Below are 22,213 nucleotides of genomic sequence, written 5' to 3'. Positions count from 1 at the left end.
TGCGGAGCAACGTTAAAAATGGCTCCCGGCCATTTTTTATTGGCAGCAAAAAAACCGGCCTTGGCCGGTTTTTCTTTATGCAGCGCAATCAGTCTTCTTCGACAGCCATCTCGGCGTCGTGAGCAATCAATGCCACCAGGGCATTCTGCTGACGGCGTGACAGCTGGCGGAAGCGTTGCAACAACTCACGTTCGTGCAAGGACAGATCTGGGCTGTCCAAGCGCATGTTGAGGTCATCACCCAGAGCGCTTTCCTGGAGCATGCTTTGCTCAAGGCGAGCAATGATCTCCGAGTTCATGCTGCGGTGATGGTTACGTGCGACATCCGCAATGCGTTCGCGCATGCCATCGGGCAGACGAACTACGAATTTGTCAGCGGTACGGCTGGAATAGAGTGCTGGTTTCATAGGGCGCGTACATTAAACCGGTTAGTTTAGGAAAGCGATACTGGCAATGGGCTATAGGATTGTCACCGGTTTGACCGCCTATAGCACTAACCGTTCAGCCAGAAAGCCGCTTAGATCAAGTATGACTCTACAGTCGCTTGGTCGGTAAATTGACGCCAATTGCGTGTCGCATTTTGCGGTGAGTAAAGGCGTTATGCCAGCACCAGTCATCAGAAATGCGCCGTGCTGTGCAAAAAGCAAGGAAATTCACCCTCGCGTAGAAAAAACTTCAAGTAATGGTCACGTAAGTGTCACGGCCCATTAATCGGCCTGACACAGGATTTGCCTACCTTGGTCTACACCAGAAGGCGGCTGCTAGCCGCGGTGTAACCGCTAATAAGAAGGAGGCATTCCATGAGCGCAGTGATCCGGGTTGAGAGCCTGAACAAAACGTTCGGCCGCAAGCAGGCGCTGTTTGATCTGGCGCTGTCCGTAGAGCCCGGTGAAATGGTGGCACTGATCGGAGCCTCGGGTTCCGGCAAGTCGACCTTGCTGCGTCATGTTGCCGGCCTGGCCTGCTGCGATCGCAGCGGCGGTGGCAGCATTCAAGTGCTGGGCCGTGAAGTGCAGGCCGCAGGCCGGCTGAATGGCGAAGTGCGCCGTCTGCGTGCTGACATCGGTTACATCTTCCAGCAGTTCAACCTGGTCGGTCGTCTCAGCGTGCTGCAGAACGTGCTGCTTGGTTGCCTGGGGCGCATGCCGCGCTGGCGCGGCACCCTCGGCCTGTTCAATGCCGAAGAAAAGCAACGTGCGCTGCAGGCCCTGGCCCGTGTTGGCCTGGCGGATCTGGCGCAGCAGCGCGCTTCAACCTTGTCCGGTGGTCAACAGCAGCGTGTGGCGATTGCCCGCGCCCTGTGTCAGCGCGCCAAGGTAATCCTGGCCGACGAGCCGATTGCCTCGCTCGACCCCGAGTCAGCGCGCAAGGTCATGCAGATTCTTGCCGACATCAACCGTGAAGACGGCACCACCGTGGTGGTCACCCTGCATCAGGTCGATTACGCCATGCGCTATTGCCAGCGCGCCGTAGCGTTGAAAGCGGGGCGTATTCATTACGACGGCGCCGCGGCGGAGCTGCATGCCAACTTCCTTAACGATCTTTACGGGGCCGAGCTGCTAGACGAGCCGCAAACCGCTGAGAAACCGCGCCGTGCGCGCAAACCGAAAGTCCCGCTGGCTCTGGCCAAAGCCTGAGCCGCCCCCTGTTATGCCAACCCCTGTATGTCCATCTGCACTAGGAGTGCTTTGCATGTTCAAACGTATCAGTCGCGTTCTCGCCGCGTCCACGCTGCTGGCCGGTTCGGTTCTGGGCGCCGCCCAGGCCGCTGAGCAGGAAATCAATTTCGGCATCATCTCCACCGAGTCCTCGCAGAACCTGAAAAGCATGTGGGACCCCTTCCTGGCAGACATGAGCCAGCAGACCGGCCTGAAGATCAAAGCCTTCTTCGCCCCTGACTACGCCGGGATCATCCAGGGCATGCGTTTCGACAAAGTCGACATGGCCTGGTACGGCAACAAGGCCGCGATGGAAGCAGTGGACCGTGCCAATGGGCAGATCTTCGCCCAAACCGTCGCGGCCAACGGCACTCAGGGCTATTACAGCCTGATGGTGGCGCACAAGGACAGCCCGATCAATTCGATCGAAGACATGCTGAAAAACGCCAAGACCCTGACCTTCGCCAACGGCGACCCGAACTCCACCTCGGGCTATCTGGTACCGGGCTACTACGTGTTCGCGCAGAACAATGCCGACGCCAACAAGATCTTCAAGCGCGCGCTCAACGGCAGCCATGAAGTCAACGCCCTGTCGGTGGCCAACAAGCAGGTCGATGTCGGCACCTTCAACAGCGAAGGCATGGAGCGTCTGCAAGTGACTGCGCCTGACAAGGCCGCTCAGTTGAAAGTGATCTGGACCTCGCCGCTGATCCCGTCCGACCCGATGGTCTGGCGCAAGAACCTGGACGACGCCACCAAGAACAAGCTGCGTGAGTTCTTTATGACCTACGGCGATGAGCCGGCCGAGCAGAAAGTCCTGGCTGGTCTGCAGTGGGCCAAGTTCAAGGCTTCCGATGACGATCAGCTGCTGCCGATCCGCCAGCTGGAACTGTTCAAGAAGCGCACCGAAGTGGCCAACAGCGACAAGCTCAACGCTGATGACAAGCAGGCGCAGCTCAAGGAGCTGGATGCCGAGCTGGCCAAGCTGGAAAAGCGCATGGCTGAAATCGCCAAGCAAAGCCCTGCCAGCGCTGGTTAATCGCAGTGCTCGACCCGCCGCCCACGGCGGGTCGTTTTCTTCTGCCGCTTGATTCGAGATGTTGTTATGACCACTTTGACCACCGCACCTACGCCCGACCTGATTGCCAAGCGTTCCTGGCTGCAGCTGATCGGCTGGGGGCTGTTCTTCGTTGTGTTGGCCTGGTCCTGGCAGGGCGCGGAGATGAATCCGCTGGCGCTGATCCGCGACTCTAGCAACATGGCGACATTTGCCGCGGACTTCTTTCCGCCCGATTTCAGCGACTGGGAGCTGTATCTCAAGGAAATGATCGTCACCGTGCAGATCGCCCTATGGGGCACGGTGCTGGCGATTGTTCTGGCTATTCCGCTGGGCATTCTCTGCTCGGAAAACATCGTGCCGTGGTGGGTCTACCAGCCGATCCGTCGGGTGATGGATGCCTGCCGTTCGATCAATGAAATGGTCTTCGCCATGCTGTTTGTGGTGGCGGTTGGCCTGGGTCCATTCGCCGGGGTGTTGGCGCTGTTTATCGGCACCACCGGGGTGCTGGCCAAACTCTTTGCCGAGGCGGTCGAGGCCATCGATCCGGGCCCGGTTGAAGGCGTACGTGCCACCGGCGCCAGCGCGCTGCAGGAAGTTATCTACGGGGTGATTCCGCAGGTTCTGCCGCTGTGGATTTCCTACTCGCTGTACCGCTTCGAATCCAACGTGCGCTCGGCAACCGTGGTCGGCATGGTCGGCGCCGGTGGCATCGGGGTGATTCTCTGGGAAGCGATTCGCGGCTTCCAGTTCGCCCAGACCTGCGCCCTGCTGATCGTGATCATCCTGGTGGTCAGCCTGCTGGACATCATTTCGCAGCGCCTGCGCAAACAATTTATCTGACGGAGAACGGGCATCTGCGGATGCCCTTTATTAGCCATGCACTTGTCTAGACAACCTGAGCCGCTGTACCGCGAACTGGCTGCCGTGCTGCGCGATGAGCTGCAGCGCATGAGCCCTGGCGATTACCTGCCGGCCGAGGTGCAGTTGGCCGCGCGTTTTGCCGTCAACCGCCACACCCTGCGTCGCGCGGTGGATGAGCTGGTGCTCGAAGGCCGCCTGCTGCGCCAGCAGGGCAAGGGTACGCGGGTGTTGGCCAAGCCGCTGATTTATCCGATGCAGGCTGGCAGTGCCTACAGCGCTTCGCTTTCGGCGCTTGGTCACAAAGTCGAAGCGCAGCTTCTGGAAAGTCGCCTGCGCCCGGCCGGTTGCGAGGAGCGTGAGTACCTGCAACTGCCCAGTGGTGCGCAACTGCTGGAGCTGAGCACCCTGCGCCTGATTGAAGGCCAGCCGGTCAGCCTGATTCGACATGCCTTCAGCACCGAATACGCCGAGCTGCTGGCCGACTACCAGGGCGGCTCGCTGCGCCAGTACCTCAGCCTGCGCGGCCTGCCGCTGACCCGCACCTTCAGCCTGATCGGCGCGCGCCTGCCCAGCCGTGATGAGGCCGCGCGGCTGTTGATGCCCAAGCATGCACCGCTGCTTAGCGTGCAAACCCTTTCCCGCAATCTGGCCGGACGGCCGGTGGAGCTGTCGTTATCGACCAGCCGCGCCGACCGCTTCCAGTACCAGCTCGCCCTTTGATGGAGGCTCGTTGATGAACCGCGCACGACCGCAAAGCAACCTGCTGCACAGCGATCCGCAGATCGCCATTCGCCAGCGCTGGATGGGCGTACTCGCCCGTGCCGGTGGCCAACTGGCGACCTACGAGTCGGCGTTGAAGGAAGCCGACTACCGCCTGATCCGCGCCCCGGAAATTGGCATGACCCTGGTACGCGGGCGCATGGGCGGCACCGGCAGCCCGTTCAACCTCGGCGAGATGAGCGTGACCCGCTGCGTGGTGCGCCTGGCTGATGGCCGCACCGGTTACAGCTACGTGGCCGGGCGCGACAAGCAGCATGCCGAACTGGCGGCCCTGGCCGACGCGCATTTGCAGGGCAGTGAACAGCCGCACTGGCTGAGCCGGCTGATCGAGCCATTGGCGGCTGCACAGCACGCCCAACAGGCGGCCAAGGCTGCCGAAACCGCCACCACTCAGGTGGAATTTTTTACCCTGGTCAGAGGAGAAGACTGATGAACGCGGCGAATAGCTCGCAATGGCTGCAACCGGCCTTCAATGACCCGGTGCTGGATGCGCAGACCAGCTTTCGCAGCGCCCTCAAGGCGCTGGCTGAGCCAGGCCTGATACAACCGCTTAACCGCGCCCTGGCTCTGGAAAACCTGCAACCGGCTACTTACGCCCTGTGCCTGGCGTTTCTCGATGGCGACACGCCGCTGTGGCTGGCGCCGCGTTTCGACACCCCGGCGATCCGCGCCAACCTGGCCTTTCACTGCGGCTGCCCGATTGTCGCCGAACGCGAACTGGCGCTGTTTGCCCTGCTCGATGAAAGCGAGCTGACGGACCTGTCGGATTTCGACAATGGCAGCGAACGCTACCCGGACCAGTCCTGCACCCTGCTGATCCAGCTCGACGCCCTCAGTAATGGCGCAGCCCTTCGCTGGCGTGGGCCGGGCATCAAGGACGTACGCAGCGTCGAGTTGCCGCTGCCGGCGGTGTTCTGGCAGCAGCGCCAGGCACGCAGTGCGTTTCCCCGTGGCCTGGATGCCTTCTTCGCCGCTGGTGAGCAGGTCATCGGCCTGCCGCGCAGCACCCGTGTGCTGCTCAATGCCGAGGAGGCTGCCTGATGTACGTCGCGGTTAAAGGTGGCGAACGCGCCATCGACAATGCCCATTTACTGCTGGCGAAAAAGCGCCGTGGTGATACTTCTATACCTGAACTCAGTGTTGAGCAGGTGCGCGAGCAGATGCCGCTGGCCGTCGCACGGGTGATGAGCGAAGGCTCGCTGTACGACCCACAACTGGCAGCACTGGCGATCAAGCAGGCGGCCGGCGATCTGATGGAAGCGATCTTCCTGCTGCGCGCCTACCGCACCACGCTGCCGCGCTTTGGTGCCAGCGCCGCGCTGGACACCACGCAGATGCAGCTGAGCCGGCGCATCTCGGCGACCTTCAAGGACCTGCCCGGCGGCCAACTGCTCGGCCCGACCTTCGACTATAGCCACCGTCTGCTGGATTTCGCCCTGCTGGCCGAAGGCGAGCAGCCAGGGCCGCAGGTTGATCCGCAGGCTGAACTGTCACCGTGCCCGCGGGTGCTGGATTTTCTCGCCGACGAAGGTCTGATGGCCCGCGAGGCCGATGATGGCGCAGCGGTGGCGGATATCACCCGCGAACCGCTGGATTTTCCCGCCAGTCGCGCCCAGCGCCTGCAGGCACTGGCCCGAGGCGATGAAGGCTTTCTATTGGCGCTGGGTTATTCCACCCAGCGCGGCTACGGCCGTAATCACCCCTTTGCCGGCGAGATTCGTATTGGCGAGGTCGAGGTCTGGCTGGAGCCGGAAGAACTCGGCTTTGCCGTGCCGCTGGGCGATATCGAAGTGACCGAGTGCGAGATGGTCAACCAGTTCGTTGGTGAGAGTGCCGAGCAGGCGCAGTTCACCCGTGGTTACGGCCTGGCCTTTGGCTATGCCGAGCGCAAGGCCATGGGCATGGCCCTGGTCGACCGTTCGCTGCGTGCGGCGGAGTACAACGAGGAGGTCGAAGGTCCGGCGCAGCAGGAAGAGTTCGTGCTGATGCACTGCGACAACGTTGAGGCCGCCGGCTTCGTCTCGCACCTGAAATTGCCGCACTACGTCGACTTCCAATCCGAGCTGGAGCTGATCCGCAAACTGCGTAAGCAGGCCAGCGAGCAGCCCGCTGCCGAGGAGCAACGCGCATGAGTACAAATGAAATCTACACGCGTAGCGAGCCTGCTTCAGTCGTGGGCGGCCGGAGCGCAGGCACCGGAATGTACGAGTTTGTACATGAGGATGCCGAGCACCGCCCGCACGCGAATCAAGCTGGCGCAGTAGCGTGTGAGGTTGGGTACAACTTTGCCTACCTGGACGAGCAAACCAAACGCATGATCCGCCGTGGCCTGCTCAAGGCCGTGGCGATTCCTGGTTATCAGGTGCCCTTCGGTGGCCGCGAGATGCCGCTGCCCTATGGCTGGGGCACCGGCGGTATGCAGCTGACCGCGGCGATTCTTGGCGCTGACGATGTGCTCAAGGTGATCGACCAAGGCGCGGATGACACCACCAACGCGGTGTCGATCCGGCGGTTCTTCGCCCGCACCGCCGGGGTCAAAACCACCACCCGTACCCCCGAAGCGACGGTGATCCAGACCCGCCACCGCATTCCGGAAACACCGCTTAGTGGCGATCAGATCATGGTCTATCAGGTGCCGATCCCTGAGCCGCTGCGCTTTATCGAGCCCTCGGAAACCGAGACCCGCACCATGCACGCGCTGGAGGACTACGGCGTGATGCACGTGAAGCTGTACGAGGACATCGCCACCTTCGGCCATATCGCCACCAGCTACGCCTACCCGGTGACGGTGGACGAGCGCTACGTGATGGACCCCTCGCCGATCCCCAAATTCGACAACCCCAAGCTGCACATGAGCCCGGCGCTGATGCTGTTCGGCGCCGGCCGCGAGAAGCGCCTGTATGCCGTGCCGCCGTTTACTCGAGTGGTGAGTCTGGACTTCGAAGATCACCCGTTCGAGATCCAGCGTTGGGACGAATGCTGCGCCTTCTGTGGCAGCCAGGATTCCTACCTCGACGAGCTGATTGTCGACGACGCCGGGACCAAGCGCTTCGTCTGCTCTGACACCGATTACTGCATGCAACGCCGTGACCTTGAAGAGGAGGGCGAGCAATGAGTGCTGCCGAGAAAATGCACCTGCACACCGACACGGCGCAGCCGCTGTTCAGCGTGCGCGATCTGACCCGCTTGTACGGCCTGGAGAAAGGCTGCCAGGGCGTGTCGTTCGATCTGTATCCGGGCGAAGTGCTGGGCATTGTCGGCGAGTCTGGCTCGGGCAAGTCGACCCTGCTTAGCCTGCTTTCCGGGCGTTGCTCGCCGGATCGCGGCACGGTCAGTTATCGCGACACAACCGGCAACTGGGTTGATCTGTACAGCGCTAGCGAAGCGCAGCGCCGCACGCTGCTGCGCACCGAGTGGGGCTTTGTAGAGCAGAACCCGCGTGACGGCCTGCGCATGGGCGTGTCTGCTGGGGCCAATATCGGCGAGCGGCTGATGGCTCAGGGCGTGCGCCATTACGGCGAACTGCGCGCGGCCGGCATCGACTGGCTGCAACAGGTGGAGATCGACCCGCTGCGCATCGACGACCTGCCGCGCACCTTCTCCGGCGGCATGCAGCAGCGCTTGCAGATCGCCCGCAACCTGGTGTCCAGCCCACGGCTGATCTTTATGGACGAGCCCACCGGCGGCCTCGATGTGTCGGTGCAGGCGCGCCTGCTCGACCTGTTGCGCGGCCTGGTGCGCGAACTGGACCTGGCGGTGGTGATCGTCACCCATGACCTGGCTGTGGCGCGCTTGCTGGCGGACCGGCTGATGGTGATGCGCCGCTCCCATGTGGTCGAGGCCGGTCTTACCGACCAGATTCTCGATGACCCGCAGCATCCCTATTCGCAGTTGCTGGTGTCATCTGTCCTACAGCCCTGACGTGTGTGCAGCCCGGATTGCATAAGGGCTGCCGGTCAATATGAGGTCAATCATGAATACGCTTATCGAGGTCTCTGGCCTCAGCAAGACCTTCACCCTGCATCAGCAGCACGGCGTGGTGCTGAACGTGTTGAGCGGGCTGCATTTCAGCGTGCGCGCCGGCGAATGCCTGGTGCTGCACGGACAATCCGGTGCTGGCAAGTCGACCTTGCTGCGCACCCTGTACGGCAACTACCTGGCCGCTGGCGGCAGCATTCGCGTGCTGCACAACGGCGCCTGGGTTGAGCTGGTCGGCGCCGAACCGCGCCAGGTGCTGGCGGTACGCCGGCAGACCCTGGGCTATGTCAGCCAGTTTCTGCGGGTGATTCCCCGTGTGTCGACTCTGGATGTGGTGATGGAACCGGCTCTGGCCCGTGGCTGGAGCAAAGCGGATGCCGAAGCGCGGGCGAAAAGCCTGCTCAGCCGCCTGAATATCCCCCAGGCCTTGTGGCAACTCGCCCCCGGCACCTTCTCGGGCGGCGAGCAGCAGCGGGTGAATATCGCCCGCGGCTTTATGGTCGCCTGGCCGTTGATGCTGCTGGATGAACCCACGGCCTCCCTGGACGACGCCAACCGCCAGGTGGTGCTGGAACTGATCGATGAAGCCAAGGCCGCCGGTAGCGCGCTGATCGGCATCTTCCACGATCGCGCTGCCCGTGAGGCGGTGGCCGATCGTTACCTTGATATGAGCGCTGCGGCGCAGCAGGAGTACGTATATGCCGGTTGAACAGATTCTTACCAACGCGCGGGTCATCACCGCCGAGCAGGAGTTTGTCGGCACCCTGGTGCTGCGTGACGGCCTGATCGCCCAAGTAGAAGAGGGCGTTAGCGGCTTGCCCCAGGCGCAGAACTTGAACGGTGATTACCTGCTGCCCGGCCTGGTCGAGCTGCACACGGACAACCTGGAAAAATACATGAGCCCTCGGCCGGGGGTGGATTGGCCATCGGCTTCGGCGGTTCTGACCCACGATGCGCAGATCGCTTCGGCGGGCATCACCACGGTGTTCGATGCCCTGGCGATTGGCGACGTCAACCCGCGCGGCAAACGCATGCAGCAACTGCCGGCGATGCTCGAAGCGATTGCTTCAGCCGCAGCGGCCGGGCATATGCGCGCCGATCACCGCCTGCACCTGCGCTGCGAGGTCTGCCATCCGGAGACCCTCGCGGTGTTTCGCGATCTGGTCGAGCATCCGCTGGTACAACTGGTCTCGGTGATGGACCACGCGCCGGGCCAGCGCCAGTTCGCCAAGGAAGACAAATATCGCGAGTACTACATGGGCAAGTACCACCTCAGCGAAGCGGAGATGGAGGCCTTTATCGTCGAGCAAGTGGGTAACTCGCGGCAGTACAGCGACCGTCAGCGCCGCAGCATTGTGGCCGACTGCCAGGCCCGTGGTATTTCTGTGGCCAGCCACGATGACGCCACGCTGGCCCATGTGCAGGAGTCGGCGGGTTTCGGCATGTCCATCGCCGAATTTCCCACCACCCTGGAGGCCGCCAAGGCCAGCCATGAGCTGGGCCTAAAGGTGCTAATGGGCGCGCCGAATATCGTGCGCGGCGGTTCGCACTCCGGCAATATCGCCGCCGCTGAACTGGCTCAGCAGGGTGTGCTGGATATCCTCTCCAGCGACTACTACCCGGCCAGCCTGCTGCAGGCTGCTTTGCTGCTGGCCGGGCAGGACAACGGCTATGATCTGCCGCGAGCGATTGCCACCGTCAGCCGCGTGCCGGCACAGGCGGCGGGGCTGCATGATCGTGGCGAAATCCGCGTCGGCCTGCGTGCCGACCTGGTGCAGGCGCAGGTGCATGCGGGCCAGGCGGTGATCCAGCAAGTCTGGCGACAAGCGAAAAGGGTGTTCTGATGAGTGGCCGGTTGATCTATCTGATGGGGCCTTCGGGCTCGGGCAAGGACAGCCTGCTGAATGCCGCGCGTGAGCGCTTGGCCGAACGTGGTTGTCTGATCGCCCGCCGGGTGATCACTCGCTCGGCGGAAGCGGTGGGCGAGGACGCCATCGGTGTGTCGCCGGCCGAGTTCGACCAACAGGAAGCCGCTGGTGCCTTTGCCCTGAGCTGGCGCGCCAACGGCCTGGCCTATGGCATCCCACGGCAGATCGATGACTGGCTGGCGGTGGGGCAGGACGTGCTGGTGAATGGTTCGCGCGGCTATTTGCCTAAGGCGCGCGAGCGTTATCCCGAACTGCTGGCGATTCTCCTGCAGGTGGATGAAGCAGCCCTACGCCAGCGCCTGCACGCGCGCGGACGGGAAAGCGCCGAGCAGATCGAGGCCCGCTTGGCTCGCAGCCGCGAACTGCAACTTCCTTCTGCCTCGGTGGCAGGGGATAGCGACGAAGGCGAATCGCAATACCTACTCAACAACTCCGGACCACTCGACCAAACCGTCACCCAGTTGCTGCAACTGCTTAGCGATGAGCGCGCATGCGCCTGACCCTGCTCGGCACCGGCGATGCCCGTCAGGTGCCGGTGTACAACTGCAGCTGCGCGGCCTGCGACAGCGCGCGGGTTTACCCCGCGCGGCGCCGCGGCCCCTGCTGCGCGCTGATCGAATGTGGCGCGCAGCGCTGGCTGATCGACTCGGGGCTGACCGATTTGTGCGAGCGCTTTCCGCCCCATAGCCTGAGTGGCATTTTGCAAACCCATTACCACGCCGATCACGCTCAGGGCTTGCTGCACCTGCGCTGGGGGCAGGGGCTGATTATTCCGGTGCATGGCCCGGATGATCCAGAAGGCTTGGCCGACCTGTACAAGCACCCCGGTATTCTCGATTTCAGCCAGCCGTTTGCCGCCTTCGAGCAGCGGCAACTGGGTGAGTTAAGCGTCACGGCGCTACCGCTTAATCACTCGAAACCGACCTTTGGCTATCTACTGCAAGGCTTAACGGCGAGTGGTGAACAGCGGCGTATCGCCTATCTGACAGACACCCTCGGCGTGCCGGACGCCAGCGCCGAGGTGCTGCGCCAGCAGCCGCTGGATCTGCTGGTGTTGGACTGTTCCACCGCGCCGCAACCCATCGCCCCGCGCAACCACAACGACCTGACCCGCGCGCTGGAAGTGGTCGAGCAGCTGCAACCGAGAGAAACCGTGTTGACCCATATCGGCCACAGCTTTGACGCCTGGCTGTTAGATAACCCCGACGCCTTACCGGCTGGCGTAAGCCTGGCTTTTGACGGGCGGGTGTTATGAATAACGCCCGCCGCATCACTCTGCTGCTGTGCGGCGCGGAAACCCTGGGTATGGCCGGCTTTGCCTTGTTCGCCGCCTTGCTGCCGGATTTTCAGGCGCTGTGGGGGCTGACTAATACCCAGGCGGGTTGGATTGGTGGTGGGTTCTTTCTCGGTTATATGGTTGCGGTACCGCTCCTCACCGGGCTGACCGACAAATACGATGCGCGGCTGATCTACCTCGCCGCGATGCTGCTGACGGCCGTGGCCAATGCCGGCTTTGTCTTCGCCGATGGTTTCTGGTCGGCCCTGGCCTGGCGAGTGCTGGCGGGCGTCGGCCTGGCCGGCACTTACATGCCGGGGCTCAAGGCGCTGTCCGAACGCATCGAAGGGCCGGCGCAGTCGCGCGCGGTGGCGTTCTATACCGCGAGCTTCGGCTTGGGCACTGCGCTGTCGTTTATCCTCGCCGGCGAGCTGGCCAAGTTCGGCGGCTGGCAGTTGCCGACGCTGCTCAGTGGCGTTTGCGCCTTGCTGGCCTGGGCCATGGTCTATTGGGGCTTGCAGCCCAAGGCGGTTGTGCAGCATGCGCCGCGCAAGCTGCTGGATCTGGCCCCGCTGAAAAACCGTGCGGTTGCCGCCTACTGCCTGGCGTATGCGGTGCATAATCTTGAGCTGTTTGCCCTGCGTGCCTGGGTGGTGGCCTTTGTGGTGTTTTCCGGGCAGCTGCAGGGCAGCGATCCCTGGCTGTCCGGCACCTGGGTGGCGATGCTGGTGACCCTGATCGGCATGCCCGCGAGCATCTTCGGCAACGAGCTGGCGCTGCGTTTCGGTCGGCAGCGCTGGCTGATCGCGGTAATGCTCAGCTCGGCCTTGCTGGCGGTGTTTATCGGCCTGAGCGCGGCCTTGCCGTTCTGGCTGATGCTGGTACTGGTACTGCTCTACAGCATCGCCGTCACCGCCGATTCGTCATCCCTGACAGCAGGGTTGATCGAAGTCGCGCCCGCCAGCCACCGTGGCACGGCTATGGCGCTGTATTCCTGCACCGGCTTTAGCGGCGCCTTCCTTGGCCCGCTGCTGTTTGGCATCAGCCTGGATGTGCTGGGTGACAAGAGTCTGCTCGGCTGGTGGGCTGCTTTTGCCCTGATGGGCCTGCTATTGCTGCTCGGCCCGCTGGCATTGTGGTGGGCGGGCAAAGCGCAGTCGGAACGCACCCTGCGCCAGCCGCGTGCGGAGGCGGCATAGGCAAGGCGATCTCACGCCTTAATCCAGCGGCAACTCGGTGGTGCGTTTGACCTCGCTCATGGCGATATGCGAGTGCGCTTCGTGCACATGCGGGCGTTGCAGCAGGTGGTCGCGCAGAAAGCGTTCGTAGCTGGCGATGTCCTTGGCCACAACCTTGAGCAGGTAATCCGAGCCGCCGGCCATGGTGAAACACTCCAGCACCTCGGGGTAACCGACCACGGCGCGCTCAAATTCTTCCAGATTGCTGCGCCCGTGCGCCGACAGTTTGATATCGACAAATACGGTGATGCTAAAGCCCAGTTGCTTGTGGCTGAGCAGGGCCACCTTGCGCTCGATAATGCCGTCTTCCTGCATGCGATGAATCCGCCGCCAGCAGGGCGATTGTGACAACTCCACCTTCTCGGCGATCTCGGCGGCGGAGAGGTCGGCATTGTGCTGCAGCAAGCGAAGAATTTTCCGATCAATGGGGCTGAGCAAGTCCTGCATGATTGTTCCTGAATTCTTGTATTTATTGGAAAGGTCATGCGCAGTATTGGCTTTTCATCCCGAAAATAGAAAGAAAATCTCCGTACTGCTCAGTCATATTCTTGGCCATACGCCTTGTGGGGCGATCCCGCACTAGGCTTAACAAGGGTGGCATTCACCGTTGCCAACCCAGCTCTCGATAAAAATAACAGGAGCACCACCATGTCTCTGGCCGAGATCCGCCTGGATGACAAGTACCGCCTTGCTACCGGTCACCTCTACCTGACCGGCACCCAGGCCCTGACCCGCCTGCCCATGCTGCAGAAGCAACGCGACGCAGCTCATGGCCTGAATACCGCGTGCTTTATTTCCGGCTACCGTGGCTCGCCTTTGGGCAACCTCGACAAGAGCCTGTGGGATGCCAAGCAGTACCTCAAAGAAAATCACATCCACTTCCAGCCGGGCGTCAACGAAGAATTGGCCGCCACCTCGGTATGGGGCAGCCAGCAGACCAGCCTGTTCCCCGGTGCGCGCTACGACGGCGTATTCGCCATGTGGTACGGCAAGGGCCCGGGCGTGGACCGCTGTGGTGATGTGTTCAAGCATGGCAACTCGGCCGGCGTTTCCGAGCATGGCGGCGTGCTGCTGCTGGCTGGCGACGACCATGGCTGCAAGTCTTCGAGTATCGCCAACCAGAGCGAGCATGCGTTTATCGCCGCCTCGATCCCGGTGCTTAATCCGGCCAACGTTCAGGAAATTCTCGATTACGGCATCATCGGCTGGGAGCTGTCGCGCTACAGCGGTTGCTGGGTGGCGCTGAAAACCATCGCCGAGAACGTCGATTCCTCCGCCGTGGTGGATGTCGACCCGCTGCGCATGCAGGTGAAGATTCCCGAGGACTTCCAGCTGCCGGAAGACGGTGTGTATATTCGCTGGCCGGACCCACCCCTGGCCCAGGAAGCGCGCCTTAATACCTACAAAATCTACGCCGCCCGTGCCTTTGCGCTGGCCAACAACCTCAACCAGATCAAGCTCGATTCGCCCAATCCGCGCTTAGGCATTATCACCACCGGCAAGTCCTACCTCGACGTGCGTCAAGCCCTGGATGACCTCGGCCTGGATGAAGCGCTGTGCGCTCAGGTGGGCCTGCGTGTGCTCAAGGTCGGCATGAGCTGGCCGCTGGAGCCAGTGTCGGTGCATGAGTTCGCCGAGGGCCTGGACGAGATTCTTGTGGTCGAGGAAAAACGCAGCATCATCGAAGACCAACTCACCGGTCAGCTGTACAACTGGCCCGTGGGTAAGCGTCCGGTGGTGGTGGGCGAGTTTGATGAGGCCGGCCATTCGCTGCTGCCGAACCTGTCCGAACTGACCCCAGCGATGATTGCCCGCGCCATCGCCAAGCGCCTCGCGCCGATCTACAGCAGCCCACAGATTGAAGAGCGTCTGGCCTTCCTCGCGGCCAAGGAAGCCTCGCTGGCCGCACCCAAGCACACCACCGTGCGCACCCCGCATTTCTGCTCAGGTTGCCCGCACAACACCTCGACCAAACTGCCGGAAGGCAGCCGCGCCCAGGGCGGTATCGGTTGCCACTACATGACCCAGTGGATGGACCGCAACACCGACACCTTTACCCAGATGGGCGGCGAGGGTGCGACCTGGATCGGCCAGGCGCCGTTTACTGACACCCCGCACATCTTCCAGAACCTCGGTGACGGCACCTACTTCCACTCCGGCCAGCTGGCCCTGCGTGCGTCCGTGGCCGCCGGGGTGAATATCACCTACAAGATTCTCTACAACGACGCGGTGGCCATGACCGGCGGCCAGCCCATCGACGGCGAACTGCGCGTCGATCAACTGAGCCAGCAGGTGTATGCCGAAGGGGTGAAACGCATCGCCCTGGTCACCGACGAGCCTGAGAAATATCCGACTCGCAACACCTTCGCGCCCATCGTCACCTTCCACCATCGCCGTGATCTGGATGCCGTGCAGCGCGAGTTGCGCGAGTTCCAGGGCTGCTCGGTGATCATCTATGACCAGACCTGCGCCACCGAGAAGCGCCGTCGGCGCAAGCGCGGCAAGCTGGTCGACCCGCAGAAGCGTGCCTTTATCAACTCGGCCGTGTGCGAGGGTTGTGGCGATTGCAGCGTCAAGTCTAACTGCCTGTCAGTGCTGCCGCTGGAAACCGAACTAGGGCGCAAGCGCGAGATCGACCAGAACTCCTGCAACAAGGATTTCAGCTGCGTTGAAGGCTTCTGCCCAAGCTTTGTCACCGTGCACGGCGGCAGCCTGCGCAAGCCGGAAGCCGTGGGCTTGAGCGCGCTGTTTATCGCCTTGCCGGAGCCGCGCCAACCCACGCTGGATCGCCCCTGGAATATCCTCCTGCCGGGTGTCGGCGGCAGCGGCGTCACCACTGTCGGCGCATTGCTCGGCATGGCTGCGCATATCGAAGGCAAGGGCTGCAGCGTGCTCGATCAGGCCGGCCTGGCGCAGAAATTCGGTCCGGTGATTACCCATATCCGCGTCGCCGCCAAGCAGGACGATATCTTTGCCGTGCGCATCGCCGCCGGTGAAACCGATCTGCTGCTGGGCTGCGATCTGGTGGTCTCGGCCAGCGAAGAGGCTTTGGCCAAGCTGAATGACAAGATCGCCCATGCGGTGGTCAACAGCCATGAAGCTGCGACCGCCGAATTCACCCGCAACCCCGATGCCCAGGTGCCTGGCGCGGCCATGCGCGAGGCGCTGATCGAAGCGGTGGGCGCGAGCAAAACCCACTTTGTCGATGCCAGCCGCCTGGCCACCCGCCTGCTCGGCGACAGCATCGCCACCAACCTGTTTATGCTCGGTTTTGCTTACCAGAAGGGCCTGGTGCCGGTGTCCGCCGAAGCCATCAACAAGGCCATCGAGCTTAACGGCGTGGCCGTGCAGCTCAATCAGCAGGCATTCCTCTGGGGCCGTCGCGCCGCCCATGATGCGGTCGCTGTGGAGCGTCTGGCTAAGCCGGAAGTGATTGAAGCGCCGCATTGCCAGAGCCTGGAAGAAATCATCGCTGACCGCGTGGTGCGCCTGACCGCCTACCAGAACGCCGCCTACGCCGAGCGCTACCGCGAGCAGGTAGCGCGGGTGCAGCAGGTCGACAAGAGTGCTGACCAAGCGCTGAGCAAGGCCGTGGCACGTTATTACTTCAAACTGCTGGCCTACAAGGACGAGTACGAAGTGGCGCGGCTGTACAGCGACGGCAGCTTTATCCGTCAGCTGGAGGCGCAGTTCAGCGGCGACTACCGCCTGGAGTTCCACCTGGCACCGTCCTGGCTGAGCAAGCCGGATGCCAGCACCGGCGAGCCGCGCAAACGTCAGTTCGGTGCCTGGATGCTCAAAGCTTTCGGCGTACTGGCCAAGTTCAAGTTTCTGCGTGGCACGCCGCTGGACCTGTTCGGCTACAGCGCTGAGCGCAAGCTGGAGTTGGACCTGATCGACGACTACGAGCAGAACCTGGACTACCTGCTCAAGGAGCTCAACGCCGACAACTACCGCACCGCGCTGGCGCTGGCCGAGCTACCGGAGCAGATCCGCGGCTATGGCCACGTCAAGGAACGCAGCCTGGCCAAGGTGCGCGAGCAGAGCAGCCAGCTCAAAGCGCGCATGCTGGTTAGCGAGATCCAGGCCGTGCACCTGTTCGAGCCAGCTGCCTGACAGGCAGCGTGAAAACTACTGCGCTCGGTGATGCTGCGTTAAAAACAGGCTAAAAGTGCTCATTTACAGTCGTAAACTCCGCTTTTTAGCCTGTTTTTGCCTCGCCTGACCTTCGCTCGCTACGTTTTCACACCGCCTGCGCCCTCTCTTTATTTCAACAACAAGAACAATCAAGGAACTCCCATGTCCGTGTTTTCCCATATCGATTTCGACCACCACGAACAGGTGGTCTACGGCCACGACAAGGCCAGCGGCCTGCGGGCGATTATCGCCATTCACAACAGCAACCTCGGCCCGGCCCTCGGCGGTTGCCGCATGTGGCCCTACGCCAATGACGATGAAGCGCTGCGCGATGTGCTACGTCTGTCGCGCGGCATGACCTACAAATCGGCCCTGGCCAACTTGCCGCTGGGGGGCGGCAAGGCAGTGATCATCGGCGACCCGCATACCGGCAAGAGCGCGGCGCTGTTCCAGGCCATGGGTGATTTTGTCGACAGCCTCGGCGGGCGCTATATCACCGCCGCCGACTCCGGCACCGGTGTTGCGGAAATGCAGATCATGGCTGAGCGCACGCGCCACGTATCCGGCGCCGTGCTGCGCGAAGCGTTCGCAGGCGGCACGCGCAATGGCGATCCGTCACCGTCCACCGCTTACGGGGTGTTTATCGGCATCCAGACCGCAGTCAAACACCGCCTGGGCCGTGATGATCTGCACGGTTTAAAAGTGGCGATCCAGGGGGTAGGGCAGGTGGGCTTCGACCTGGCGCGTCAGCTGAAAGCCGCTGGTGCCGAGCTGTGGGTAACCGATATCGTCGAAGCCAATGTGCGTCGCGCGGTCGAGCAACTGGGCGCAACCGCTGTGCCGCAACAGGCGATTTTCGGCCTGGATGTCGATGTATTCGCGCCATGCGCCATGGGCGGCATTATCAACCAGCAAACCCTGGAAGCCCTGCGCGCGCCGATTATCGCCGGGGCCGCCAACAATCAGCTGGCCGATGCCAGCCTGGCGGAAACCCTGCGCCGCAACGAATGCCTGTACGCGCCGGATTACGCGATCAACGCCGGCGGCATTATCGATGTCTGCTACGAACGCACCGGCGGCAGCGCCGCACAGCTTAAGGCGCATATCGAAGGCATCGGCGCGACCCTGGAACAGATCTTCCAGCGCGCCGATGCGGCGAGCAAAACCACCGTAGAAATCGCCGATCAGCTGGCCGAAGAGCGCTTCGGCCGATAAAGCAGCTAAATGTTGATCAGCATTGCTGGCAGGCTCGGCGAAACCCGTAGGAGCGGGCCATGCCCGCGATGCTTTCAGGTCAACAGCGATTCGCCAGCATGGACTATGCGTCGCCGCCGCGACAAAGGCCTTTGACAGCTGCTTACTCCAGCATCAGCGCCAAACTAATCCCATGCGGCTTAAACCCCAGGCCAGCATAAAAAGCATGGGCAGCCTCACGGCTCTGGCTGCTGGACAGCGCGACCTTGTAACACCCCCAGGCGCGGGCGCGTTCGATGGCTTTGCCCATCAGCGCCTGGCCAATCCCTAGGCCGCGCGCCTCAGTATCCACCACCACATCTTCCAGAATCGCCGAGCGGGCAAAATTGTGCGCCAGGTGCTCAATCAGATTGATCGTGCAGGTGCCGAGCAACTTGCCGTCACGTTCTGCCACCAGCACCACACGGCTTACCGGCAGCTCGCTCAGGCGCAACGCCAGCAGCTTGGCATCGGCGCGCGGCTCATCGGGCGCGAGCTGCTGCAGCAAGGCAGCCAGGGCAGCGGCATCGTTAACGCTGACCGCCCGCAGGTGAAAATCGGCAAAAGGCGAATCCGGCAGATGATGCGAAGCAGCGGGGCGCATGGCGATCTCCTCTCCTTATGACAGCCGGTTGGCAGTCAGTTGGCAGTATGGCGCCGAGATGATGGCAGCGGCATGACAAACGCCTGCGGTCTCGCTAAGATGCCGCCCGCTGGTGGCCCGTCTATCCAGCCTCAGTTCCCATAGTTCAATGGATAGAATAAGCCCCTCCTAAGGGCTAGATACTGGTTCGAATCCAGTTGGGAACGCCATCTTTCCTGTGCTTGCACAGTCACTGTGTGAACCTCAGTTTAATCAGGTGTTCTGCTCATCGCTTTGATCACGCTGCAACTGGCTTACAGAAAAATGCCCGCATAAAGCGGGCATTTTTGTTTAAAGCCTGTGCTTTAGTTACCGCGGTAGGTCGAAAAGCCGTAAGGGCTGAGCAGCAACGGTATGTGATAGTGCGGCACGGTGCCGTCGACTTCGAAGATCACCGGCACTTCAGGGAAGAAGCTCGCCGTGGCGTGTTTCTTGAACCACTCTCCTGTCTTGAACGTCACGCGGTAGGTGCCTTTCTCCAGCGCTTTATCTTCCGGGTATAGGGCGGTGATGCGGCCTTGTTCGTTGGTTGCGCCGCTGTTGAGCATGTTCCAGTTTTTACCGTCCTGTTTTTCCAGGGTCACGTTGACTTCAGGCGAAGGCAGACCGTCTTGCAGGTTCAGCACGTGCACGCTCAGCGGGTTACCAGCTGCCAGGGCCAGGGAGGAGAGGCCGCTGAGGACAGCGCCGGCAAACAGGGTTTTCAGCAGTTTCATGGTGTGACTCCTAATCAGTGAGTGGTAGGTAAAACTTGGGCAATGGCTTTCAGGGCGCAGCCTTCATCAATTTCGGCGCCGCCAGCACCGGCTACGCCGATTGCCCCGATGACCTGATCGCCCACCTTCAATGGCACGCCGCCACCGAGCAGCAGTAGCTCATCGAGGGTGTTGAGGTTCTTGGCATCCGGGTTGTTGCGGGCACGCTCAGACAGCAGGCGTGTCGCGGTTTTAGTCGACAGGGCGGTAAAGGCTTTGCGCTGCGCCGCCACGGTGTTGTGCGGGCCGACATTGTCATCACGCTGCACCGCAACCAGGTTGCCGCCGCGGTCGACTACGGCGGCAACGCCGGTACGTCCCTCGGCATGGCACGCGTTCAACGTCGCGCTGAGCAGGTCGTTGGCCAGGGCCAGGGTTACGTCTTGGCGTTGAGCGACCTTCTCGTTGGCGGCCCATGCGGCAGAAGAACCCATGGCCAGTGCGAGTAATGACAAGGTGGCAGTGCGAAGCAACATATCGGTCTCCAAGGTTGGGCTCAGCTGAGCGATGGGTGACCATGCTGCCCAAGCGTCACCGTCAAACGGATTGCGCTTGGATTACTAATTTGTAATGGGAGCGCCGCGCAGAACGGCCTAGGCTATGCGCCTGTGCTGGAGGAAAAGATGCGCATTCTGGTGGTCGAAGACGAAGTAAAAACCGCGGATTACTTGAGCAAAGGCTTAGGTGAGTCGGGGTATCGCGTGGACGTTGCCCTGAATGGCCTGGATGGCCAGCACCTGGTGCAGGAACATGAGTTCGACCTGATCATTCTTGATGTCATGTTGCCCGGTTTGGATGGCTGGCAGCTGCTGCAGATCATTCGGCGCAAGCTGCAAACACCGGTACTGTTTCTCACTGCGCGTGATGCAGTGGAGGACCGTGTCAAAGGGCTGGAACTGGGCGCTGATGATTACTTGGTCAAACCCTTTTCTTACGCCGAGTTACTGGCTCGCGTACGTACCTTGCTGCGTCGTGGGCCTCCGCGTGAGGTTGAGCAGTTTCAAGTGGCGGATCTGCACCTAGACCTGTTACGGCGCAAAGTCACCCGCAATGGTGAACGCGTGACCCTGACCAACAAGGAGTTCTCTCTGCTGCACTTGCTGCTCAGCCGTGAGGGGGAGGTGTTGTCGCGTACCTTGATTGCTTCGCATGTCTGGCAGATGAATTTCGACAGTGACACCAACGTGGTCGATGTGGCCATCCGCCGCCTGCGCGCCAAGGTCGACGACCCATACCAGCTTAAGCTGATCCACACTGTTCGCGGCATGGGGTACATGCTTGAGGCGCAGTCATGAGGCTGTGGCCGCGCGCGTTGAGCGTGCGCCTCGCCGTGATGTTTGCCCTGGTCAGCACGTTGTTATTGGGCCTAATTGGTTTTTCCCTGTACCAATCGCTGCAGCGCGAAATTGCCTGGCGCGATGATCAGGCATTGCTTGGCCGGCTGGAGCGCATGCAGGCCTTGCTTGACGACAGCCAGAGCATTGAGGCCCTGCGCAGCAGACCGCAGCTCTATGAAAACATGCTGGGTAATCGCGATAGTTTGCTGTGGATTATCGATGACGCCGGGCAGCGACTGATCGAGATCAACCCAACCTTAATGCCGCTGCCCGTATTGCCAGCTGCCGAGCGAGCCACCCTAGGCGATAGCCCAAGCAGTGAACCTTTGCGCCTGGCCTGGTTGGATGTCACCCGAGGCGATCGTCGCCTAACCCTGATTGCCGGAAAGTTGCTCAGTGAGCGTGAGCAGATGCTAGCGGCGTATCGCCTCAAACTCTGGTTGGCCTTATCGGTTGGCGCATTCTTAGCATTTGGGTTCGGCTGGCTGGTCAGCCTGCGTGGTTTGCAGCCGGTGCGACAGCTGGCAATGCGCGCCGCTGCCATTGACGTGCAGCACCTACACCTGCGCCTGGATGAGTTTAAAGATGTCAGCGAATTGCAGGGGCTCAGCAAGGCGTTAAACCTGATGCTCGCGCGTCTTGAAGACGGCTTTGCCCAGCTCTCGCGCTTTTCAGAAGACCTCGCCCATGAGATGCGCACTCCGCTGAGTAACCTAATGGGGCACGCGCAGCAAACCCTCGCACGTCCACGTTCAGTGGATGAATACCAGAACTTGCTGGTTTCCAATCTTGAGGAGTACGACCGATTGGCGCGAATGATCGACAGTATGTTGTTTCTCGCGCGTACCGAGCAGGCTGATGCTTCGATCAACCGGCAACTGGTTGATCTGCACGAATTGGTCGAACAGCTCTGCGAGTACTTCGATGGCACAGCACAGGAATGCGCAATCGAGTTGATTAACAAGGGCAGTGACACTTTAGTCGCCGACCCGCAGTTAGTCCGTCGGGCCTTGGCTAACCTGCTGGCGAATGCGCTGCGTTACGGCATACCTGACAGTGTTGTCACCATCAGCAGCAGTTTGTGCGATGGAGTCGTTGAGATCAGCGTGCACAACTTCGGTGAACCCATTGCCGCCGAACACCTGCCGCGTCTGTTTGAGCGCTTTTATCGCTGCGACCCCTCGCGTAACCAGCCCGATGATTCGGGTGGCCTGGGCTTGGCGATTGTGCGTTCGATCATGCATGCCCATGGCGGTCAGGTTCGCGTTACCAGCACCCAGGCGGGCACGAGCTTCAGTCTGCTATTTCCGCTGGATAGTGCTTAAGCCAC

23 protein-coding genes and 1 tRNA gene are annotated in these 22,213 nt (G+C 61.7%); 19 read left to right on the top strand and 5 right to left on the bottom strand.

Features of this window, described 5'->3' with window-relative positions; all coding sequences use genetic code 11:
- Positions 1 to 88 precede the first annotated feature (88 nt).
- The gene (locus HCI85_RS14565; protein ID WP_167145457.1) at positions 89 to 406 is read right to left on the bottom strand and encodes an Arc family DNA-binding protein; all 318 of its coding nucleotides are present in this window, start codon (positions 404 to 406) and stop codon (positions 89 to 91) included.
- A gap of 393 nt (positions 407 to 799) precedes the next feature.
- Here HCI85_RS14565 and phnC point away from each other — a divergent pair, with 393 nt between their 5' ends.
- The 14 genes from phnC to HCI85_RS14495 all read left to right on the top strand — a co-directional run bounded on the left by phnC (position 800) and on the right by HCI85_RS14495 (position 12,739).
- The gene (gene phnC / locus HCI85_RS14560) at positions 800 to 1,636 is read left to right on the top strand and encodes a phosphonate ABC transporter ATP-binding protein (protein WP_160088099.1); all 837 of its coding nucleotides are present in this window, start codon (positions 800 to 802) and stop codon (positions 1,634 to 1,636) included.
- Between the two features lie 55 nt (positions 1,637 to 1,691).
- The gene (gene phnD, locus HCI85_RS14555; protein ID WP_167145455.1) at positions 1,692 to 2,696 is read left to right on the top strand and encodes a phosphonate ABC transporter substrate-binding protein; all 1,005 of its coding nucleotides are present in this window, start codon (positions 1,692 to 1,694) and stop codon (positions 2,694 to 2,696) included.
- Between the two features lie 66 nt (positions 2,697 to 2,762).
- Positions 2,763 to 3,557, top strand: coding sequence for a phosphonate ABC transporter, permease protein PhnE (gene phnE, locus HCI85_RS14550; protein WP_090251830.1), 795 nt, complete (start codon positions 2,763 to 2,765; stop codon positions 3,555 to 3,557).
- A gap of 36 nt (positions 3,558 to 3,593) precedes the next feature.
- Positions 3,594 to 4,298, top strand: coding sequence for a phosphonate metabolism transcriptional regulator PhnF (phnF, locus tag HCI85_RS14545; RefSeq protein WP_090251834.1), 705 nt, complete (start codon positions 3,594 to 3,596; stop codon positions 4,296 to 4,298).
- Positions 4,299 to 4,311: 13 nt separating this feature from the next.
- Positions 4,312 to 4,788, top strand: coding sequence for a phosphonate C-P lyase system protein PhnG (gene phnG / locus HCI85_RS14540; RefSeq protein ID WP_090251837.1), 477 nt, complete (start codon positions 4,312 to 4,314; stop codon positions 4,786 to 4,788).
- Positions 4,788 to 5,399 carry a phosphonate C-P lyase system protein PhnH gene (gene phnH, locus HCI85_RS14535; RefSeq protein WP_090251840.1) on the top strand — a complete coding sequence of 204 codons (612 nt, stop codon included), beginning with the start codon at positions 4,788 to 4,790 and terminating at the stop codon, positions 5,397 to 5,399. Before phnG ends, phnH begins: the two co-directional genes overlap by 1 nt.
- Entirely contained in the window at positions 5,399 to 6,490 is a 1,092-nt protein-coding gene (locus HCI85_RS14530; RefSeq protein WP_167145453.1) for a carbon-phosphorus lyase complex subunit PhnI, read from the top strand. The genes phnH and HCI85_RS14530 overlap by 1 nt, the downstream gene beginning before the upstream one ends.
- A 68-nt stretch (positions 6,491 to 6,558) precedes the next feature.
- On the top strand, positions 6,559 to 7,473 hold the full coding sequence (locus HCI85_RS14525; RefSeq protein ID WP_167145786.1) for an alpha-D-ribose 1-methylphosphonate 5-phosphate C-P-lyase PhnJ: 915 nt from the start codon (positions 6,559 to 6,561) through the stop codon (positions 7,471 to 7,473).
- Positions 7,470 to 8,279: a phosphonate C-P lyase system protein PhnK gene (gene phnK, locus HCI85_RS14520; RefSeq protein ID WP_167145451.1), complete on the top strand. Its 810-nt coding sequence runs from the start codon at positions 7,470 to 7,472 to the stop codon at positions 8,277 to 8,279. Before HCI85_RS14525 ends, phnK begins: the two co-directional genes overlap by 4 nt.
- Before the next feature lie 52 nt (positions 8,280 to 8,331).
- A complete protein-coding gene (phnL, locus tag HCI85_RS14515) occupies positions 8,332 to 9,045 on the top strand; it encodes a phosphonate C-P lyase system protein PhnL (protein WP_167145448.1) in 714 nt (237 codons plus the stop codon).
- Positions 9,035 to 10,180, top strand: a complete 1,146-nt coding sequence (locus tag HCI85_RS14510) for an alpha-D-ribose 1-methylphosphonate 5-triphosphate diphosphatase (protein WP_167145446.1) — start codon at positions 9,035 to 9,037, stop codon at positions 10,178 to 10,180. The genes phnL and HCI85_RS14510 overlap by 11 nt, the downstream gene beginning before the upstream one ends.
- A complete protein-coding gene (phnN, locus tag HCI85_RS14505) occupies positions 10,180 to 10,764 on the top strand; it encodes a phosphonate metabolism protein/1,5-bisphosphokinase (PRPP-forming) PhnN (protein WP_167145445.1) in 585 nt (194 codons plus the stop codon). The genes HCI85_RS14510 and phnN overlap by 1 nt, the downstream gene beginning before the upstream one ends.
- A complete protein-coding gene (gene phnP, locus HCI85_RS14500; RefSeq protein ID WP_167145443.1) occupies positions 10,755 to 11,519 on the top strand; it encodes a phosphonate metabolism protein PhnP in 765 nt (254 codons plus the stop codon). Before phnN ends, phnP begins: the two co-directional genes overlap by 10 nt.
- The gene (locus tag HCI85_RS14495) at positions 11,516 to 12,739 is read left to right on the top strand and encodes an MFS transporter (protein WP_167145441.1); all 1,224 of its coding nucleotides are present in this window, start codon (positions 11,516 to 11,518) and stop codon (positions 12,737 to 12,739) included. Before phnP ends, HCI85_RS14495 begins: the two co-directional genes overlap by 4 nt.
- Before the next feature lie 18 nt (positions 12,740 to 12,757).
- On the opposite strand, the gene HCI85_RS14490 is transcribed toward HCI85_RS14495, so the two are convergent.
- Complete coding sequence (locus tag HCI85_RS14490) at positions 12,758 to 13,225, bottom strand: Lrp/AsnC family transcriptional regulator (protein ID WP_160088079.1); 468 nt, start codon at positions 13,223 to 13,225, stop codon at positions 12,758 to 12,760.
- A gap of 201 nt (positions 13,226 to 13,426) precedes the next feature.
- On the opposite strand from HCI85_RS14490, the gene HCI85_RS14485 reads away from it, so the two are divergent.
- Together HCI85_RS14485 and HCI85_RS14480 are read left to right on the top strand one after the other, a co-directional pair.
- Positions 13,427 to 16,894, top strand: a complete 3,468-nt coding sequence (locus HCI85_RS14485; RefSeq protein WP_167145439.1) for an indolepyruvate ferredoxin oxidoreductase family protein — start codon at positions 13,427 to 13,429, stop codon at positions 16,892 to 16,894.
- Between the two features lie 183 nt (positions 16,895 to 17,077).
- Positions 17,078 to 18,130, top strand: coding sequence for a Glu/Leu/Phe/Val dehydrogenase (locus tag HCI85_RS14480; RefSeq protein WP_167145437.1), 1,053 nt, complete (start codon positions 17,078 to 17,080; stop codon positions 18,128 to 18,130).
- Positions 18,131 to 18,272: 142 nt separating this feature from the next.
- Here the strand turns inward: HCI85_RS14480 and HCI85_RS14475 are convergent, their stop codons facing one another.
- Positions 18,273 to 18,752: a GNAT family N-acetyltransferase gene (locus tag HCI85_RS14475; RefSeq protein WP_167145434.1), complete on the bottom strand. Its 480-nt coding sequence runs from the start codon at positions 18,750 to 18,752 to the stop codon at positions 18,273 to 18,275.
- 134 nt (positions 18,753 to 18,886) lie between these two features.
- On the opposite strand from HCI85_RS14475, the gene HCI85_RS14470 reads away from it, so the two are divergent.
- Positions 18,887 to 18,961: transfer RNA gene (locus tag HCI85_RS14470), tRNA-Arg, on the top strand.
- Between the two features lie 135 nt (positions 18,962 to 19,096).
- Here HCI85_RS14470 and uraH read toward each other — a convergent pair.
- Positions 19,097 to 19,507 (bottom strand): hydroxyisourate hydrolase, encoded by a 411-nt coding sequence (gene uraH, locus HCI85_RS14465; protein ID WP_167145432.1) that lies wholly within the window; start codon positions 19,505 to 19,507, stop codon positions 19,097 to 19,099.
- Positions 19,508 to 19,521: 14 nt separating this feature from the next.
- A complete protein-coding gene (locus tag HCI85_RS14460) occupies positions 19,522 to 20,022 on the bottom strand; it encodes a heme-binding protein (RefSeq protein WP_206677992.1) in 501 nt (166 codons plus the stop codon).
- A gap of 147 nt (positions 20,023 to 20,169) precedes the next feature.
- Between HCI85_RS14460 and HCI85_RS14455 the strand changes: the two genes are divergently transcribed.
- Complete coding sequence (locus HCI85_RS14455) at positions 20,170 to 20,841, top strand: heavy metal response regulator transcription factor (RefSeq protein ID WP_090251882.1); 672 nt, start codon at positions 20,170 to 20,172, stop codon at positions 20,839 to 20,841.
- Positions 20,838 to 22,208 (top strand): heavy metal sensor histidine kinase, encoded by a 1,371-nt coding sequence (locus HCI85_RS14450; protein WP_167145430.1) that lies wholly within the window; start codon positions 20,838 to 20,840, stop codon positions 22,206 to 22,208. Before HCI85_RS14455 ends, HCI85_RS14450 begins: the two co-directional genes overlap by 4 nt.
- Positions 22,209 to 22,213: the final 5 nt, after the last annotated feature.

This window comes from Pseudomonas sp. OTU750018 (genome assembly GCF_011636575.1).
Taxonomy (GTDB): Bacteria; Pseudomonadota; Gammaproteobacteria; order Pseudomonadales; family Pseudomonadaceae; genus Aquipseudomonas; species Aquipseudomonas peli.
The sequence above is the reverse complement of the archived record's forward strand: the minus strand, read 5'-3'. Positions and strand labels throughout refer to the sequence as shown.